20 protein-coding genes and 1 pseudogene are annotated in these 17,875 nt (G+C 37.3%); 5 read left to right on the forward strand and 16 right to left on the reverse strand.

The genetic code is table 11. The annotated features are described in order from the left end of the window. Nucleotides 1-22 precede the first annotated feature (22 nt). Both MKL33_RS09550 and MKL33_RS09555 read right to left on the reverse strand, forming a co-directional pair. Nucleotides 23-1,591 carry a CoA-acylating methylmalonate-semialdehyde dehydrogenase gene (locus MKL33_RS09550; RefSeq protein ID WP_270906869.1) on the reverse strand — a complete coding sequence of 523 codons (1,569 nt, stop codon included), beginning with the start codon at nt 1,589-1,591 and terminating at the stop codon, nt 23-25. Between the two features lie 109 nt (nt 1,592-1,700). Further along, on the reverse strand, nt 1,701-3,083 hold the full coding sequence (locus MKL33_RS09555; RefSeq protein WP_270906870.1) for an aspartate aminotransferase family protein: 1,383 nt from the start codon (nt 3,081-3,083) through the stop codon (nt 1,701-1,703). Nucleotides 3,084-3,180: 97 nt separating this feature from the next. Between MKL33_RS09555 and MKL33_RS09560 the strand changes: the two genes are divergently transcribed. Beyond that, a complete protein-coding gene (locus tag MKL33_RS09560) occupies nt 3,181-4,098 on the forward strand; it encodes a LysR family transcriptional regulator (RefSeq protein WP_270906871.1) in 918 nt (305 codons plus the stop codon). Here the strand turns inward: MKL33_RS09560 and MKL33_RS09565 are convergent. The 3 genes from MKL33_RS09565 to MKL33_RS09575 all read right to left on the reverse strand — a co-directional run bounded on the left by MKL33_RS09565 (nt 4,095) and on the right by MKL33_RS09575 (nt 6,447). After that, nucleotides 4,095-4,283, reverse strand: coding sequence for a type II toxin-antitoxin system Phd/YefM family antitoxin (locus MKL33_RS09565; RefSeq protein ID WP_000435195.1), 189 nt, complete (start codon nt 4,281-4,283; stop codon nt 4,095-4,097). The genes MKL33_RS09560 and MKL33_RS09565 overlap by 4 nt on opposite strands. 61 nt (nt 4,284-4,344) lie before the next feature. Beyond that, complete coding sequence (locus MKL33_RS09570; protein WP_270906872.1) at nt 4,345-5,613, reverse strand: DcaP family trimeric outer membrane transporter; 1,269 nt, start codon at nt 5,611-5,613, stop codon at nt 4,345-4,347. A 156-nt stretch (nt 5,614-5,769) separates the two neighbouring features. Next, the gene (locus MKL33_RS09575) at nt 5,770-6,447 is read right to left on the reverse strand and encodes an RraA family protein (RefSeq protein ID WP_270906873.1); all 678 of its coding nucleotides are present in this window, start codon (nt 6,445-6,447) and stop codon (nt 5,770-5,772) included. Nucleotides 6,448-6,646: 199 nt separating this feature from the next. Between MKL33_RS09575 and MKL33_RS09580 the strand changes: the two genes are divergently transcribed. Together MKL33_RS09580 and MKL33_RS09585 are read left to right on the forward strand one after the other, a co-directional pair. Next, complete coding sequence (locus tag MKL33_RS09580) at nt 6,647-7,636, forward strand: hydroxyacid dehydrogenase (protein ID WP_270906874.1); 990 nt, start codon at nt 6,647-6,649, stop codon at nt 7,634-7,636. A 75-nt stretch (nt 7,637-7,711) separates the two neighbouring features. Then, the gene (locus tag MKL33_RS09585; protein ID WP_270906875.1) at nt 7,712-9,031 is read left to right on the forward strand and encodes an MFS transporter; all 1,320 of its coding nucleotides are present in this window, start codon (nt 7,712-7,714) and stop codon (nt 9,029-9,031) included. A 62-nt stretch (nt 9,032-9,093) separates the two neighbouring features. On the opposite strand, the gene MKL33_RS09590 is transcribed toward MKL33_RS09585, so the two are convergent. The 3 genes from MKL33_RS09590 to MKL33_RS09600 form a co-directional block, all read right to left on the reverse strand. Continuing rightward, nucleotides 9,094-9,792, reverse strand: a complete 699-nt coding sequence (locus tag MKL33_RS09590; RefSeq protein WP_002113797.1) for an IclR family transcriptional regulator — start codon at nt 9,790-9,792, stop codon at nt 9,094-9,096. A 203-nt stretch (nt 9,793-9,995) separates the two neighbouring features. Beyond that, the gene (locus tag MKL33_RS09595; RefSeq protein ID WP_068526818.1) at nt 9,996-10,454 is read right to left on the reverse strand and encodes a DMT family transporter; all 459 of its coding nucleotides are present in this window, start codon (nt 10,452-10,454) and stop codon (nt 9,996-9,998) included. A 9-nt stretch (nt 10,455-10,463) separates the two neighbouring features. After that, entirely contained in the window at nt 10,464-10,898 is a 435-nt protein-coding gene (locus MKL33_RS09600) for a DMT family transporter (protein ID WP_202744056.1), read from the reverse strand. A gap of 99 nt (nt 10,899-10,997) precedes the next feature. Between MKL33_RS09600 and MKL33_RS09605 the strand changes: the two genes are divergently transcribed. Then, entirely contained in the window at nt 10,998-11,930 is a 933-nt protein-coding gene (locus MKL33_RS09605) for a LysR family transcriptional regulator (protein ID WP_270906876.1), read from the forward strand. Nucleotides 11,931-12,010: 80 nt separating this feature from the next. Here the strand turns inward: MKL33_RS09605 and MKL33_RS09610 are convergent, their stop codons facing one another. Next, nucleotides 12,011-12,226 carry a hypothetical protein gene (locus tag MKL33_RS09610; RefSeq protein ID WP_017481069.1) on the reverse strand — a complete coding sequence of 72 codons (216 nt, stop codon included), beginning with the start codon at nt 12,224-12,226 and terminating at the stop codon, nt 12,011-12,013. Nucleotides 12,227-12,577: 351 nt separating this feature from the next. Here MKL33_RS09610 and MKL33_RS09615 point away from each other — a divergent pair, with 351 nt between their 5' ends. After that, on the forward strand, nt 12,578-12,754 hold the full coding sequence (locus tag MKL33_RS09615) for a hypothetical protein (RefSeq protein WP_262519633.1): 177 nt from the start codon (nt 12,578-12,580) through the stop codon (nt 12,752-12,754). Nucleotides 12,755-13,008: 254 nt separating this feature from the next. Here the strand turns inward: MKL33_RS09615 and MKL33_RS09620 are convergent, their stop codons facing one another. The 7 genes and pseudogenes from MKL33_RS09620 to MKL33_RS09650 form a co-directional block, all read right to left on the reverse strand. Further along, a complete protein-coding gene (locus MKL33_RS09620; RefSeq protein ID WP_061875132.1) occupies nt 13,009-13,245 on the reverse strand; it encodes a hypothetical protein in 237 nt (78 codons plus the stop codon). Between the two features lie 189 nt (nt 13,246-13,434). Continuing rightward, on the reverse strand, nt 13,435-13,575 hold the full coding sequence (locus tag MKL33_RS09625; protein WP_000770264.1) for a hypothetical protein: 141 nt from the start codon (nt 13,573-13,575) through the stop codon (nt 13,435-13,437). Nucleotides 13,576-13,768: 193 nt separating this feature from the next. After that, on the reverse strand, nt 13,769-14,068 hold the full coding sequence (locus MKL33_RS09630; RefSeq protein ID WP_228287314.1) for a TonB C-terminal domain-containing protein: 300 nt from the start codon (nt 14,066-14,068) through the stop codon (nt 13,769-13,771). A 152-nt stretch (nt 14,069-14,220) separates the two neighbouring features. After that, a complete protein-coding gene (locus tag MKL33_RS09635) occupies nt 14,221-14,403 on the reverse strand; it encodes a hypothetical protein (protein ID WP_270906877.1) in 183 nt (60 codons plus the stop codon). A 57-nt stretch (nt 14,404-14,460) separates the two neighbouring features. Continuing rightward, nucleotides 14,461-14,871, reverse strand: a complete 411-nt coding sequence (locus MKL33_RS09640; protein ID WP_270906878.1) for a hypothetical protein — start codon at nt 14,869-14,871, stop codon at nt 14,461-14,463. 142 nt (nt 14,872-15,013) lie between these two features. Then, nucleotides 15,014-15,253, reverse strand: a pseudogene (locus tag MKL33_RS09645) (TetR/AcrR family transcriptional regulator); the annotation flags it as partial. A 103-nt stretch (nt 15,254-15,356) separates the two neighbouring features. Then, nucleotides 15,357-17,756, reverse strand: a complete 2,400-nt coding sequence (locus MKL33_RS09650; RefSeq protein ID WP_270906879.1) for a membrane-bound PQQ-dependent dehydrogenase, glucose/quinate/shikimate family — start codon at nt 17,754-17,756, stop codon at nt 15,357-15,359. Nucleotides 17,757-17,875: the final 119 nt, after the last annotated feature.

Here is a 17,875-nt window from a genome sequence, read left to right on the forward strand (position 1 = left end):
TGTTTTCCCCTTGTTGCAATAATTAATTTAAAGTTGGCATTGAAAATTGTTTTGCTTCACGGACCTGAGCAGACGGCCAACGTTGCGTAATAGTTTTACGGCGTGTGTAGAAACGGACACCATCTGGACCATAAGCATGTAAATCACCAAATAATGAACGCTTCCAACCACCAAAACTATGGTAAGCAACAGGTACCGGTAAAGGCACATTAATACCCACCATACCAACTTGAATATGACTGCTAAAATAGCGTGCTGCTTCCCCATCACGGGTATAGATACAAGTACCGTTGCCATATTCATGGTCGTTAATGAGTTGTATGGCTTCTTGCATAGTATTCACACGCATAACTTGCAACACAGGACCAAAAATCTCTTGCTGGTAGCTGGTCATGTTTGGTGTGACTTGATCAATTAAAGTTGGTCCAACAAAGAAACCTTTTTCGTAACCTGTCGGTTTTGCATCACGACCATCAACCACAATTTTTGCGCCTTGTTGTTCTGCACTTTGAATATAGGCTTGTACCTTGTCTTTATGTGCTTGGGTAATAAGTGGCCCAAAGTCGTTGTTTGCATCTGCATAGTTACCGAACTTCAATTTTTTCATTTCTTGAGTCAGCTTATCAATCACAACATCGGCAACTTCATCACCAATGGCTACTGCTACTGACAATGCCATACAACGTTCACCTGAAGAACCAAAAGCTGCGCCTAACAATGAAGCTACTACGTTATCAATATCGGCATCAGGCATAATAATCGCATGGTTTTTTGCCCCACCTAATGCTTGGCAACGTTTACCCGTGGATGTTGCAGTACGGTAAATATATTCAGCAATTGGTGTTGAACCCACAAAGCTGACTGCCTGAATGCGTGGATGATGCAATAAGGCATCTACCGCTTCTTTGTCACCATTTACAACGTTAAACACGCCGTCAGGTAAACCTGCCTGTTTTAATAATTCTGCAAGGTATAAAACCACAGAAGGCGCTTTTTCAGAAGGTTTTAAAATAAAACAATTACCGCAAACCAGTGCCATTGGGAACATCCACAAAGCCACCATAGCTGGGAAGTTAAACGGTGTGATCCCAGCGACAATACCTAACGGTTGGAACTCGCTCCATGAGTCGATATCTGGACCGACATTTTTTGAATATTCCCCTTTTAAAAGCTCTGGTGCACCGCAAGCGTATTCAACATTTTCAATACCACGTTGTAATTCGCCTTGAGCATCATGAGAAATTTTACCGTGCTCTTGTCCAATCAAAGCGCAAATCTTTTCAGCATTTTGCTCTAATAATTGTTTAAACTTAAACATAACTCGTGCACGTTTAATGACTGGTGTATCTCGCCATGCAGGAAATGCTTGCTCGGCTACCTGAACTGCTTCATTTACCGTTTGAGCATCTGCAATTTCGACTTCTTTACTAATTTCACCCGTCGCAGGATTGTAAACTGGCTGTTTTCTTGCCGTTTTAGATACAATTCTTCCTTGAATGAAATGCCCTAGCACTTTTTTGGCTTGTTCACTATGCGTACTATTTTCAATTGAAACTTCTTCATAGCTAAAATCTTCTAGGCCATTTGTCATTGTTGTTACTCCTTACTACAATTAATTTTCAGATCAAACTGTATTTTTCATTTAGATTTTGAAGATGGGTCTGTTGACATTACAGACCTCGGTAAAAGCCTAATAAACCTTAACTCACTTGATAAAGTGCATCACCAACAGCATTCAATAAGCGGTCAATATCTGCATCAGTGCTGTTAAACATTGGGCCAAACTGAAGCGTGTCGCCTCCAAAGCGAACATAGAACCCTTCTTTCCAAAGTTTCATACCAATCTCGAAGCCTCGGATTGTGGCATCGCCATCACGCGGAGCTAACTGCAACGCACCAATCAAGCCACAGTTGCGAATATCTAAAATGTGCGGCGCACCTTTTAAACCATGCAGCATTTTTTCAAAACTTGGAGCTAACGCCGCAGATTGAGCCAACAGGTTTTTCTTTTCTAAAACTTCAAGCGCAGCTAAAGCAGCCGCACAAGCAACCGGATGTGCCGAATAGGTATAGCCATGGGTAAATTCAATGGCATGCTCTGGTAAGTCTTGTTGCATAAAGGCTGAGTAAATTTCATGGCTTGCCACCACACCACCTAAAGGAATAGCACCATTGGTCACCTGTTTCGCAAAGTTCAAAATATCTGGTGTTACCCCAAAATACTCTGCTCCCGTCCACGTTCCTAAACGGCCAAAACCTGTAATTACCTCATCAAAAATTAACAAGATGTCATGCTGATCACAGATCTCTCTTAAACGTTGTAAATAGCCCGTTGGCGGTATAATACAACCTGCTGAACCGGAAATAGGCTCCACAATGACAGCTGCAATATTGGAAGCATCATGTAGCTCAATTAATTTAAGCATTTCATTGGCAAGTTCTACCCCACCTGTTTCTGCACAGCCTTTGGTAAAAGTTAAATTCGGCTGTAAGGTATGCGGTAAATGGTCTACATCCATAAGCTGACCAAACATTTTACGGTTGCCACCAATACCGCCTAAGCTTGTTCCCGCAACGTTTACACCATGATAGCCACGTGCACGACCAATCAATTTGGTTTTGCTCGGTTTACCTTTAATACGCCAATACGCACGTGCCATTTTGATGGCAGTATCTGCCGACTCTGAACCCGAGTTTGTAAAAAAAACGTGTTGTAGTTTTTCAGGCATATGCTGAACAATTTTATCTGCCAACTTAAAAGACAACGGATGACCAAACTGAAAAGCTGGCGAGTAGTCGAGCTGACCTAATTGAGCACTCACCGCTTGTTGAATTTCAGGAAGCGTATGACCAGCACCACAAGTCCATAGGCCTGAGAGTGAGTCGTAAATTTCACGGCCCGAATCATCAATTAGGTATGATCCTTTTGCGCCCACAATCATGCGCGGATCTTTAGCAAAGTTCCGATTTGCAGAGAAAGGCATCCAATGTGCCTGATAATTTATGTGCATATTATTATTAGTTTGAACCGCATCTAAAGTATGCTCTGAGTCACTGAATTTATCCGTATCAAACATAACCATTCCTGTTTATTTTCAAATTATGGTTTGAGTGTACATAGCGTGATAAGTTTGATAAATTCAAATTATCTTGAGTTTAGATTTAAAAAAACAAAACTAAATGAAACCCAAAAAATTAAATCAAGTCACTGATTTTGATATTAAATTACTTAAAATATTTAAAACGGTTTGCGACTGTCATAGTTTTACATCTGCAGAAAGCATTCTTGGCATTAGCCGTTCTGCAATCAGTTTGCATATGAGTGATTTAGAAAATCGTTTAGGCATTCGGCTATGTCAGCGAGGCCGTGCCGGATTTGCCCTGACCGATGAAGGACGAGAAATTTTAGAATATATCGAAGTACTTACGGCAGCGATTGAAGACTTCCGCTCCAAAGTTAACCAAATGCATAACCGCCTTAAGGGTGAGTTTAATATCGGTATTATTAACAATCTTGTGACTATGCCTAGAGGCTATATCACCAATACGTTGACCCAACTTGCAGAGAAACATGCCGAAGTTATTATTAACATTAGTATGAGCACCCTTTCAGATATTGAATGCCGTGTGCTCGATAACCGTTTGCACGCAGGCGTTATCCCCCTTGTGACGCCATTGTCTGGTCTAGACTATTTCGATTTATATAGCGAGAGTTCATTTTTATATTGCGGCAAAAATCATCCCTTGTTTAGCCAGTGCAGCAACATGAATTTAGATGAGTTAAAAACATGGCAAGCAATCCTTCCTAATTATGCCATCACACCAGAAGCGGCAAAGTTGCATCAGCTTTTAGACTGTAAAGCGACAGCAAGTGACCGTGAAGGCATCGCATTTCTGATTTTAACTGGAAAATTCTTGGGTTTTTTACCCGATCACTATGCAAAAAAATGGGTTGAAGATGGTTTTATGCAAGCTGTTTCAAAGGAAAAAATGCATTACAGCACACCCATTTGTTTAATTACTCATAAAGGCAAAAACCACAATATTATTTTAAAAACCTTTATGGAGATGCTTGAGAAGCGGATTGTTGGAGGTTAAAAATCTTTGTTTTTTAATTTATTGAGCTCAAACATTGCATTTTTATATTCAAGGTATGCTTTTTCACTGATTAGAACCACAGCATCTTTCTCTTTTCGTGTAATTTTTACAGCGTAACCTAACAGCACTCTTTCCATAACCTTTGAAAATTGTGATCTTGCATTGGCATAATTAATTTGTTCCACAATATTGGTCCTTCTCAGATAAAAGAAAGCCACTTTTGATATTAAAGTGGCTGTAATTACATTAAAAATTGTATCGACCTAATAAGTTGATTCGGGATAGTTTCCCTTCTAAATCTGAAAATGTTTCTCTCTTTCCATGGGTGTATTCAACACCAAGATCGACTTTCTCAACAGGCGTCCAAAATAAATTGACGCTCGCATTGATTAGCCTTTTATTTTGATCAGGGTTATTTTCTGAAAAATTTGAATCTTTATAGATAAGGCTACCAACGGACAAAGAAGAACGTAAATTTTCATTCCATTTGTGCAGATACCCTAACTCAATAGAATCAAATTCACTTAAATACATCCGATTTTGATCAAAGTAGAAGGTATCATTATCTTTTGAATAAAGCATGTAACGGTTATCGCCAGCGATGTGATAGTAATTAAACACAACTGAGTCATTTTCAGAAAGCTTATACTTTGTGCCTAATCCAGCACCCCAAGCAAGTTTAGTTTGCTCTTCATTCGTGTCAGAAACTGCTCGATTTTCATGAAGCATGCCATGCAATTGAACCAAAAAATCTGGATTTTTAAATTCATATCGCATGGTTAATGCAGGAAAACGGCTTCCACCTTCTACATTTTTATTTTCAACATCACCGCCTTCCAAAGCGACTAATAGTTTTTGTTTGGCATCAACGATGTGCTGATAACGGATTTGGATATTACGCTGAGTTCCTGTGCCCATCGCACCTGTAAAATCAACCAAACGTGGAGCTGTATCACTATTCACAAAAGGTGAAGTCGTCTGACCAATTAACCAATTTCCTAGTGAAATATAAGCGTGCCTAACCCGAACCGAACCATTACCGTTATCACCACCACTTCCCATGAAATCGGCTTCTAGCTTTCCAACCAAATCTCCTTTCGAGGTGGGCTTAACAATATCCACCCCTACACGTGAAGTCGCGGCAGAAACATTTAATGATTTACTTGTTGAGTTTGAATTGTCTAATGGTATTGACCCTGTTTTATTCGCAATAGAACGCGTTGAACCTTCAAAATCATATGCAGCATCAACACGTATATTTCCATAAAATTTAATTTTAGTCTGATCAGTCGAAACAGGCTTATCAGTGTTTGATGTTTTGTTTTGACTCAATTCAGGTGCTTTATTCAATCCGTTATTTTGATTTAAGTTTTGCCTCTCCATGAGATAGTCTATTTGCTGTTGTAATTTAATTATGTTTTCATTTAGCGCTGAGTTATCTTCGCTTTCAGCTTTGGCTTGCTGCAAAGTAATACTCATTAATAATGATAAAGAAATTATCCCTTTATATTTCATGTCCTTTTCCTTTAGACGAAATCACATAGACCGAATTGAAATTTCCTATTTTTCAATCAGTAAAATAATGATTATTGAATTAACTTTAGATAGGCTAACGAAGCTCAATCATTGACTTCGCTAGTTCCCTTCCTGTTTGAATAGCTTTGAATGACCTTATTCCGGTAATTCACATCCTTTTTGTTTTAAGCTGTTAATCACCCAGCTACGGTCATTTTCACCTACGGCGATTTGCTCTAATTGCTTTTGTTCAGCGGCATGTTTGGCGCTTGCTTTCAGATAAACTTCTTCAACTTCCGTATAAGGCACGCTTAAAAGTCCATCTTCATCACCTAAAATCAAGTCACCAGGTTCAATTACCATTCCATTGATTGCGATAGGAACATTAATTTCCCCAGGTCCGTCTTTATAAGGTCCTCGATGTGAAATTCCTGCCGCAAAAAGTGGAAAATCTCCCTCTCCAATTACTGCTGAATCACGAATCGCGCCATTAATAACGATGCCAGCTATACCTTTCTTAATGGCATACGCAACCATCATTTCTCCAATTAATGCATTGGTTAGGCCTCCACCCGCATCAACCACAATGACGTCTCCCGGTTGGGCGATATCAATAGCATAGTGCAACATCAAGTTGTCACCCGGACGAGCCTTAACTGTAATGGCAGGCCCACAAAGATATCCCTTTTTATGCATTGGTCTTAATTGAGCCCCGCCTGAAGTCATTCGATTCATTGAGTCACTGACATTAGCGACTGGTAGATCTCGATATTGCTCAATCCATTTTTGCTCAACTTTTCTGTCGTTTTTTAGCACTCTAAAACCAATTGCCATAACTTTTCCCTTAGATCAGTTTTCTTGTGCAAATTAATATGACAGCATTTTTTTGAAATGTCATTTCATTTTTAATTAAATTTAAACTAAAATTTACTCGCTTTTTAAATATAATTTTTACTATTGACTATTTTTTTGAAATGACGTTTTAATAATATGGATTATTAAGGACGTATTTTGCTCAAAATACTTAAATGGAGTGCAAGTCAAAATGAAACGTAAAGTTCTTATCACGGGGCCAACATTAACTTCAGATGCGTTACTGTATGCTCAGTCCCATGATATTCAGTTGATTCCAACTGAACCCTACATGGCAAAAGATGAAATGGAAAAACTCATCCATGATGAACAACCTGATGCAATCATTGTTCGAACAGGCAAACTTTCTAGAGATATGATTTTTGCTTCTGATAATTTGAAAGTGATTGCAAAACATGGTGTTGGGTTTGACACAATTGACACTCAAGCTGCTGCTGAACGAAAAATTCCTGTCACTATTGCAGTAGGCGCAAATGCACAATCTGTTGCCGAACACGCTTTTGCACTCATGTTTAATGTTGCTCGAGAAGTCACATGGTTAGACCAACGTATTCGAGAAGGTCATTGGGACAAAGCAAGTGCAAATGGCGTGGAGCTTTATGGCAAAACGTTGGGCTTAATTGGTTTAGGGGCAATCGGTAGCATACTCATGAAGTTAGTGTCTCCCTTAAACATGAAAGTAAAAGTATATGATCCGTTTTTACAAAATTTGCCAGAGCTCGATTATGTAGAACAGGAACACGACTTTGAAAAACTTTTAGAAACCAGTGACATTATTAGCCTACATTGCCCACTTACAGCAGAGAATAGACACTTATTTTCTCATGCCCAATTTGAAAAGATGAAACGCTCAAGCATCTTAATCAATACCGCACGTGGTGAATTAATTGATCAAGCTGCATTAGTTGATGCACTAAAAAATAATAAAATTGCTGGTGCAGGTTTAGATACCTTTTCTTCAGAACCACCAGAAAAAGATAATCCACTATGGGAATTACCTAACTTGGTTGTGACTCCTCACATAGGAGCAAACACAACAGATTCACGTAATCGCGTCGGTCTTTTAGCACTTGAACAGATTGTGAGTATTTGGAATGGCCAATTACTAAACCCACGAGCTATCGCTAACTGGAAGTTACTTAATAGCTAATCATGGAACTCAATTGTTTCTAAGCTTTTAGATGCGAGAACAATTAAAATACTGAATATAAAAAAGGATTTTTTTATGTCTACAGAATACTCTCAAGTAAGTGCGATTGAACGCGAAACGATGCGCAAGGTGGCGTGGCGATTATTGCCTTTTTTAACAATTTGTTATGTCATCGCTATTATTGATCGTGGCAATATTGGTATGGCTTCATTACAAATGAATGAAGACCTTGGATTAACAGCTACTGCTTTTGGTTTTGCCAGTAGCTTATTTTTCTTTGCATATTTTCTATTTGAAGTACCCAGCAACCTCGCTATGCAAAAATTTGGAGCAAAAGTATGGATTGCCCGAATTATGGTGACGTGGGGGGTAATATCATCCGCAACTGCATTCGTTGAAAGCTCCACATCATTATATATTATGCGGTTCTTACTCGGCGCTGCCGAAGCAGGCTTTTTCCCTGGTGTAATTTTATATTTAACCTATTGGTTGCCTGCTAACTATAGAGCCAGAATGGTCGCAATATTTATGGTGGCGATTCCGGGTGCCAACTTTATCGGTTCACCACTATCTGGGCTTTTATTATCCCTAGATGGTTGGTTAGGCATGCGGGGCTGGCATTGGCTATTTATTTTAGAAGGCATTCCTGCTGTTTTACTGGGTATCGCTTGTCTATTTGTTCTCACTGATCGACCAGAACAAGCAAAATGGCTCAATAGCGAACAAAAAGCTTGGTTAGTTGAAAGATTACAGTTTGAACGCCAACAAAAAACCCCAATTGGCCATATTTCACTATGGCAACTTTTAAGGAATAAATATATTTGGTCTATGATCATTATTTATTCTGGTGCTTCTGCTGCTGGAAGTACAATGAGTGTTTGGGCACCTCAATTAATTAAATCATTTGGTTTGAGTAATTTAGAAATCGGTTTAGTAAATGCAATTCCTTATGGCCTAGCTTCTATTGCAATGATTTTTTGGGGTCGTAGTTCTGATCGTAAAAATGAACGCCGTTGGCATACAGCAATCACACTATTGATGATCTCTTTTGGTTTATTAATTGCTTTGTTCACGTCTTCACTTATTGGCACAATCTTTTTACTCAGTGTCGTATTAATTGGTGCTTATTCTATGAAAGGACCTTTCTGGGCTTTAGCATCCTCATGGATGTCACCGACTACAACGGCGGCAGGACTAGCAGCAATTGGCGCATGCGCTAACCTGATTGGTGGCGGCATGATGGTGAATATCTATGGCGCAATTCATGATGCAACAGGAAGCCACGCTATTGCCTTACTTCCACTTGCAGCCTTAAATCTCGTGTCGGCTATCATGGTTTTCATTATGTCTAGAAAGAAAGCTGTTTTGTTTAGCCAACCACAAAGTACTTCATAAACAACATACATAAAAAGGGGCTAACGATTTAGCCCCCTTTTTTTATATCTACAATATTAGAATTAATTACGAATACTCTTACCACCCAAACTTTTCGTTAAATCATCTGCAATTTTGAAGAAAAAATCCCCCACAGATTTTGCAATTTCCGCAGTAAAACGACTTGATGGCCCCGAAACGACTAATGCTCCAACTACATCATTTTGAGCGTCAAATACTGGCAATGCCATTGAAGCAGCATGTGGTTCGGTTACACCCGTTGAATAAAAAGGTTCAGTTCTTGCTAAAACTTGTTCGTGTGTTGATCGCAATGCTTGAGCGCCTGCTGCTCCATCCATTGGTCGAACTTCGCCCGGCTGAATATGAACACGCAGTCGATGGGTAGAGTTCACTCTGTATTGGCAAAGACGATATGCCCCATGTTTAACGTAAAATGAAGCAGTTTCACCAGTTTCATCAACAAGTTGCTGTAAACACGGCACCACATGTCTTTCTAGATCTAAAGCATCTTGATAAATTGTATTTAAACGCATAACTTCGCTGGCAAGCGTATATCTGCCATCCGAAAGACGGTTAACAAAACCAAAATCTTCTAGCGAAACGATTAAGCGCATGATGGTTGCTTTATTTAATTCTGTTCGTTCTGCGAGTTCTGCTAGGGTTAAAGATTTATCACCTATTCTAAAAGCAGTTAACAAAGTTAAAAGGCGATCAGCCGATGCATTTCCGCTTGTTGCTGGGTGAGGTTTAATTTTAACCATGTTTTTCCTACAATAGCTTGATATCAATTTTAATGTATTGAATTAGGTTTTTAACTTTACCATATTTCTTATATTTTAATTCTATCTCTCGACAGCAACTTCTTTCATTTATCAAAGTACTTAAAATATGAAGCATGGCCTCATTATTAGTATGCTTTACGACCAACAATGAGACCTATATTAATTTCGATCTTAAGCTTGTATTACGCTTCTATCTTTTTGTCTTTACTACTTGAATAGATAAAATATAAAGCAATCCCTAAGCAAATTAATGCACCTAATCTATACGGTGAAAAAGAGAGCATTTCATTACCAAACCAGCCAAAGTTATCAATCAAGATACTCATCAAAAGTTGCCCAAAAATTACAGCTACCGTAGCTACGGCAGTTCCAATTCTTTGCACAGCCAGTACCATAATGACAATATAAGGCACTCCACACATGGCACCTAACAACTGCCATTTAGGAACATCTAACAAGGTTAAGGTTTGTTTTGGTTCAAAGTAAAAAATAAGGAGTGCAGTAATTAGAGCACCGACTGAGAAAGTCAAAAAAGCACTACGAAATACACCAACTTTTGCTCCAAGTTGACCATTAATTGCAGCCTGTACACTCAATAAAGCACCACCAATGACGGCGAGAAGGATCATTAAAATTGTCATGCGGGTCTCCTATGCTTTTGCGACAAGTACAAGTGCAGCAACAATAAAGATGAGTGCCAAAATTCGTTTACGGTCTACCTTTCGGTGTGGAGTCCCCAACAAACCATAGTGGTCGATGATCAGGCTTTTAGACACCTGACCCGCTAAAATGCCTATCATCGTCATGGCAATGCCAATAATTGGAGTGGTAATGGTCAAAATAATGACGTAAGCAGGCCCAAGAACACCACCGAGTAATTGCCAAGATGGAAGCGTAAAAAATGAAGGACTATTACGTGGACTAAAAAACAGCATGAGTAAAAAGGTAAGTGCTGCACCCACACTAAAAATACTAAAGGTAGCCCATAACTCACCCACTTCCTTTCCTAACGGCCCTAGAAGCCCTGCTTCGACCGACAGCCCCATTCCCCCTAAAATGGTTAGGAGTAGTAATAGAATTTGCATCTACATTGCCTCATCTGTATCTAGGCAACGAATACTAAGGTAGCCAATTCACCAGAAAAACAGCATAATTCATGAATCACTTTTGCAGAAATTGCACAAATGGATTTAACAAATTCGATTGATATCCGCACGCTTCGGTTCTTTATTAGCGTTTATAACGCACAAAACTTCTCGAATGTAGCGCGTAAAGAAGATGTGTCTGCCTCCATGATTTCTCGAACCATCCAGCAGCTTGAAGATGCGTTGGGACAGCAACTTTTCTACCGAAATACGCGAGCAATTACTCCGACCGAATCGGGCAAATTATTTTTTGAATATGCAAAAAGAATTACCGAACAATTTGATGAAGCACAAAAGGCTTTACAAGATAAAACCATAGAGCCATCGGGACTCGTCCGCATCAATGCTCCTGTATTTTTTGGTCAACGGCATATCGCGCCGTGGTTGGCGGGTTTATCAGAACGTTATCCAAGACTTTTAATAGAGCTAATTCAAACCGACGAATTTATAGATCCATTACGCGAAAGCACCGATTTAATATTTCGCATTGGAACGCTAACTGATTCATCATTTCATGCACGTATTTTTGCTACACAAAAGTATCATTTGGCCGCCTCTCCTCAGTATGTTGCCAAATACGGTACGCTTGATCACCCAACAGAACTTAATCAACACAAATGCCTAGTCTATAAAGGTTTTGAAGGTCCTAACCGCTGGTTAGTGAGAAAGCCTGATGAAGAATGGGTACATTATCCTCTTACTCCTTTACTTTCATCGAATAATGCCGAGAGCTTAATGACAGCTGCGCTTCATGGTATGGGGATTGTTTTATTTCCTGATTGGCTGATTGGCGAAGCTTTAAAACAAGGTGACTTAATAAAGCTTTTACCTGAATATGAAGTCGCGATTAAATCACAACCCCAACATATTGCAGCTATTTATCCCAACGTCCGCCATCCACCCTTAAATATTCGAGTGGTGATCGATTATTTTGCTGAAATTTATGGTGAGCGGCCGTATTGGCAGAATTAATTTTTTAAATAGAGTAAAAGAGATCAATTAACTGGTCTTTTTATATATAAAATCACTCATAAAAAAAACACAGAAGTAGGTCATTTATATTCTATATAATAGCTGTTGCCATCAGAACTGTTGAAAACCATATTTAAAGTAGGGTAAATAAATTCACCTCTTAACAAAATATATTCAACTTTAGTTCTCTGAACTCTAGATGAATGATTGATTCTATTAGTATTTTCCTCTGTATAGTTTGCCTGTGCCCTTGTTTCTTTTCCTTGGTAATCAATAATTGTAATGTCTTTTAGCATTTATATACTCCAATTTAATTAGACATATTATGCTTAACAAATTTTTTATACTATCAATATTTTGTAGGCAACTAATTTAAATTAATTTTTAAAATTTAATCATCTGTACGTTGAGAAAATTTATATATGTGTGCTTTATGTACCCCTACTTGAAATTGAGATAGGATAATTTCAAGTTTTAAAGGATAAGACTCAACAGGTTACATATAATTGATTTTATTTACGAAATATAGAGTCGAAATAAAGTCCATTTCTATGACATATCAACACATATCAGTCTTAAAACAACCGTAATGTAAAGTGATTTAAAGCGTAGTATGAACTTTCCCTAGTGAAGATAAGAAGATAAAAATGTCAGGTTTTAAAAGTTTTTCTCAAAATACAACTAACAACGCTAATATCATTAAAGCCCAAATGAATAAGCATTCTGCAACACAAGCACCTACCGAAACTCAACCATCAGAAGTTCCTGGCACCGTAAAAGATTTGCCTGAGAATAATGATCAACCTGATCCTAATAACAAATAATTTCTTATTAACAGTGCCTTGGAAGTTATTTTGAGGTCCTGCTACTATTAAGAATAAATTAGTGCACTGATTTATTATACTATTAACTACTTTTATCAATTTGATTTTTTTAGTTATTTTAAGAAATTTCAGCCATTCATTCCAGAAAATTGATATGACTAGTCTCTCAGATATGAGGGGCTTTTTTAATTGTATTTCTACTTAACCAGTACTTACCCACTCATTAAAAAGAGCACCTAAGTGCTCTCTCATCCTTATTGATTTTTGTATAAGGCAAAATTTATTGCCCTATCATATGCCTGTTCCTGTAGCTCCGTATATACATAAAAGTGCTGTTCTGCTTTGGTAACAGGATTAATAAGTTTCATGGGTTCATAACTATGAGTATTTAAATCATTAGGATCAACATCAAAAGCTTCTAATTGCTGCTCTCTCCATTCTCCACTTAGTACACCACCTACACAAAGCCATTTCGTTGTATTGTCTGACATATCTAATCCATATTTTGGAGGTGTTTACATACCATAACACGCTGGTCTTTGAGCTGTATTATTTTTTCATGACTAAAAAATCGATCATCTAATTAAATGACTTCTTCAGTAAAGTAATTTTAAGATCCATCACAATAAAAAAGCCCATCTTCCGATGAGCTTTTTAGTTAATTAAGATTATTAAATGCATTAGGCTTTAAATTCTGCTAATACAAAGTTTTTTACTATTTCATCAAAATTAGGTTTCAGAAGAGTTGGCTTGCTATCTTTTATAGTTTTATACCAATAACTCGCTGCAACTCCCATACTAATCAAAGCTAACAATTTCATTGCTCACCTCACTTATTGGGAAGAGTGAAACTTAAAGTATCATTCGCGTTTGTAGTGTTCCAACTCGTTTAAGAGAGTTTTCTGTATATTTTTTAAGCAATGTGTAATAAATAAAGCCTATATCTTTGTGAGCTTTCTTTAAGGCCAGTAGTGCAATTTACTTACATCGCATCCAATATAACGCAAAAAAGATTTATTCTTCGGTTTTAACTTCGTCTGTAGCTGGAGTAATTATAAATGGTTGACTGAAGTAAACTGGATAATCCAGATTCTTATATCTAAGATTCAGCTTTTCCTGAAATTTCTTAAAGTTTGCAGCTCTGATCATTTTTAAAATTTTTTCATCTTGCTCTGGATCACCACTACTCTTTGTAAGAATTACCTCGAACGAACCATTTTTATATAGTTTTATACGTGCCTCTGCTGTTAGATCTTTTGGTCCTAGTTTAGTGGTTTGAGCACTTAGAGTCTCTCCATTTGCATGAATATTCATGCTGAGACTTAAAGCAAATAATCCACTTATTAAATATCTCTTTATCATATTTTACCTAGTTACGTTTACATATATTTTATAAGCGATACGAACAATCATTTAAAATAACTTTATTGCTTAATTTAAAGTTTGGAATTTCTTTTATAAAAAGTTTAAATTTCTTCATTCCCTTCACCCTTTTTTTCCAAAAAATTTTTTAATTTTATTTTTACTTTTTCATAAAATTCTTTTTGTTTTTTAAGTATGCGTTGATTTACTATTTCATCCTCTTTTAATCCTATTTCGATTCTCAGTTCTCTTTGCAAGTCTAAAGCTTTAATTCCATAGTCACGCATAAAATCCATCACCTCAATCTGCATTCTAAATCTTTCTGGTTCATTTCCTTCAAAGTCTTAGAACTGCGTACCATAGTGCCTAATCTTGAATAAATCCTCTATCAGTTGCATTGTAAAATCTAATACTTTTTCTTTGGTCAATGGATCAGAAATGAAACTAGTCTCATGTAAAGAGGCAATTAATTCTGTCAAAGCTAAACTAAAATTTTCTTCGTAAACGTCCTTATTTAAGTTAATGAAAGAAAAAACTGCCATCATAAAGTTTTGCCAGTTACGGACTAAATCCAGATAGATATCTCTTTTTGCCTCAGCTAATTTATCGATTTTATGTGCTTTTAAAGTAAATTGAGCAGTAAAAAAAATTGAAGCTAATAAAAATGCACCACCTAAAACAGCTGCCCAAAGTGCGTAATTAGCTTGAATTTGTGCACCTTGAATTGTTGCAGCTGCTGAAATCAGTTCATCCATAAGATTTAAAATTTAGTTTTTAATAATCATAAATATAATACAAAAAAGTTAATAATATTTTCTAAATATTATAAATAATTAATCTCCTACCGCATGATCTTAAATTCATCAATATAAATTTAAAGAAAGTAATATTTCCTATTTAAAAAAACCGCCACACCACCATATCCCTCTCTTCCAAACTTTTTGAGCTTAAAATCTGGAATATCAAGCCATCAATTAAGTTTAAAACCATGTTAGCACTTGGTTTTAACGCATGGTTTTCCAAACTAAAAACCAAATCAAAAAGTTCTTTAAGCAGCTATTTTCTATACTCAATTGCCATGTGGTAGGCCTGCGAGTAAATCTGTTTAGTTTCAAAAATGGCTTTAAGTATGCAGTGCCGCCCAATTATGCCACCACACTTCAAGCAGTAAAACTAAGAAAAAAGAGACCTTTTATGGCCTCTTTTTCTAAAAAATAGAACTTGGTAAAAGCTTTTAAATTTATTTTTTCATTAGTTTAAAAGCAACTACATAGTCACCGGGCGGTGTTTGCATAAAGTAATGGCCACCTGCAACAATGACAACATACTGCTCTCCATCAATAGAATAAGTCATAGGTGTTGCTTGTCCACCCGCAGGTAATTTGGCACTCCAGATCGACTTACCAGTTTTACTGTCAAAGGCATGCAAACGGTTATCAGTTGCAGCAGCAACGAATACAACTCCACCATCTGTAATAATAGGCCCACCATTATTAGGTGTACCAATATTAATAGGTAAATATGTTGGCAATCCAAATGGACCATTGTGCTCTGCAGTTCCCAAAGGTTTTTGCCAAATCACTTTCTTGGTGTTCATATTAATAGCAGTAACCATTCCATATGGTGGTTCATTACAAAGCACATTGGTAATTGGAGCATAGAATGGTTGAACATTTACTGCATAAGGAGATTCAGCCATTGCTGCAATTGAGCCATTTTTCTTAGCACTAAATTTCGGATCATCCATCGGTAAAATACCTTCTTGATCTGCTTTAGCTCTTGCAACCAACTGGTTGTACATTGGGGTATTACTCCAGTTAACGATCAAAATACCATTTTTAGGGTTATAGGCTATGCTTCCCCAATCACTACCACCATTAAATCCAGGATATTGAATCCATGGTTTATTAACCGTAGGAGGAGTAAATTCACCAACATAATATGCTTGTCTATATTTAATACGACAAAGCATTTGATCAATTGGTGATATGCCCCACATTTTTGATTCTGTTAAATCTGAAAACCCTAATCGAGGAATATCTACAGACCATGGTTGTGTAGGCGAACGCACATCATCTGGAATAACAGATTCAGGAGCTTGGCGCTCGACAACTTTTGAAATGGGTTTGCCTGTAATTCGGTTTAATACAAATGTTTGTCCTCTTTTTGTTGGCATAATGAGCGCTGGAACAATCTTTCCTGATTGATCTTTATAATCAAGTAGAGTTGCTTGTGATCCTAAATCATAATCCCATGCGTCTTTATGAACAGTTTGAAAGCTCCATTTTTTTACCCCTGTTTGAGCATCCAATGCAACAACTGTGGTAGAAATTTGATTTTCTTCTTCTGTACGTAAAGCGCTATAGTAGTCGGGGGCCGAACTTCCTGTTGGAACATAGACTGTATTTAATTTTTCATCAACAGTCATAACTGTCCAAGAGTTAGGCGTACCACGGCTATAGGTTTCACCTTTTGGAGGTAATCCATGTCGATTTGGTTGTCTTACATCCCAAGCCCATTTAAGAGAACCAGTATCAACATCATATGCACGTATTACACCAGAAGGAGCTGTGCGGCGTTGGTTATCTTGAACTTTATGGTTGACTACAATTACTCCATTTACGACAGGGGGTGGCGATGTAACAGCCATGAATCCTGGAACTGTATGACCAATTCCTTCTAGCAAGTTCACATGTCCGTTTGTACCAAATTGGGGACATGCCTTTCCTGTTTTTGCATCTACCGCTATAAGTTGCATATCTAGCGTGCCTTCAATCACCTTTTCATGACATATTTCACTCTCAGGAATTACTTTTGAAGTATAGAACGTGACACCGCGACACACTGCGGTCGACGGTAATTTCTCGTAAGCTAAATTGTGTTTATATTCCCAAATTTTCTTACCAGTACGCGCATCTAATTTCAGCATGTTATTAGTAGCAGTACACAAGTAAAGAGAATCATTGACTTTAATTGGTGTTGTTTGTGCAGCCCACTTATTTTTTTTATCTACAGGAGGCATATCTCCTGTACGTGTTACCCAGACTTGTTTTAATTGATTAATATTTTCAGGGGTAATTTGATTAGTGGGTGAAAAACGGGTTCCCTGCGCATCTCTTCCATAATACCGCCAATCGTCAGTAGGCTGTTGATTATCCGAATGGTATTGAGCAAGAGCTGTATTTGGAATTTGGTTTTGATCAAATGTAGAGTAATGTGGAAACCACGCTAATGCACCCGCCATAATAAAACATAAAATGACTAGAGCTGTTAAAATACGAGAGATTCTTTTGCTAACGCCTTGTTCAATATAAGGTAAAAGTAAAGTTAAAAATAAAGTAAAAATAGCAATTGTTGCAACCCTAGGTATCCACCCCCAGTATCGATCACCTACCTCCCACATTGTCCATATTAAAGTATAAATAAAGACGCCAGCAAAAATTTTAGCTCCTAGCAATTTATTTCTGAATAAATAAAAACTTGAGACTAAAAGTAAAAGCCCTGTTATCAGATAATAACTAGATCCATTCAGATAGATTAAATACGCACCCCCACAGTACAATATAAGGGCAAATATCATTTGAAATAGTGCATAGGTTTTTATAAAAAAAATATGCATATTAGTAGGTGCATCTTTCATTAATACCTCTTTAATTTTTATAGAACATGAGAGTGCTAATGAATAGTTAACTAACCTCTTTAAATATGATTTTTTCAATACTTAAAGACTCATTTTTAATTCACGCTTTCTTATTATAT

The sequence above is a fragment of the Acinetobacter sp. AOR43_HL genome (genome assembly GCF_027854635.1).
GTDB lineage: Bacteria > Pseudomonadota > Gammaproteobacteria > Pseudomonadales > Moraxellaceae > Acinetobacter > Acinetobacter pittii.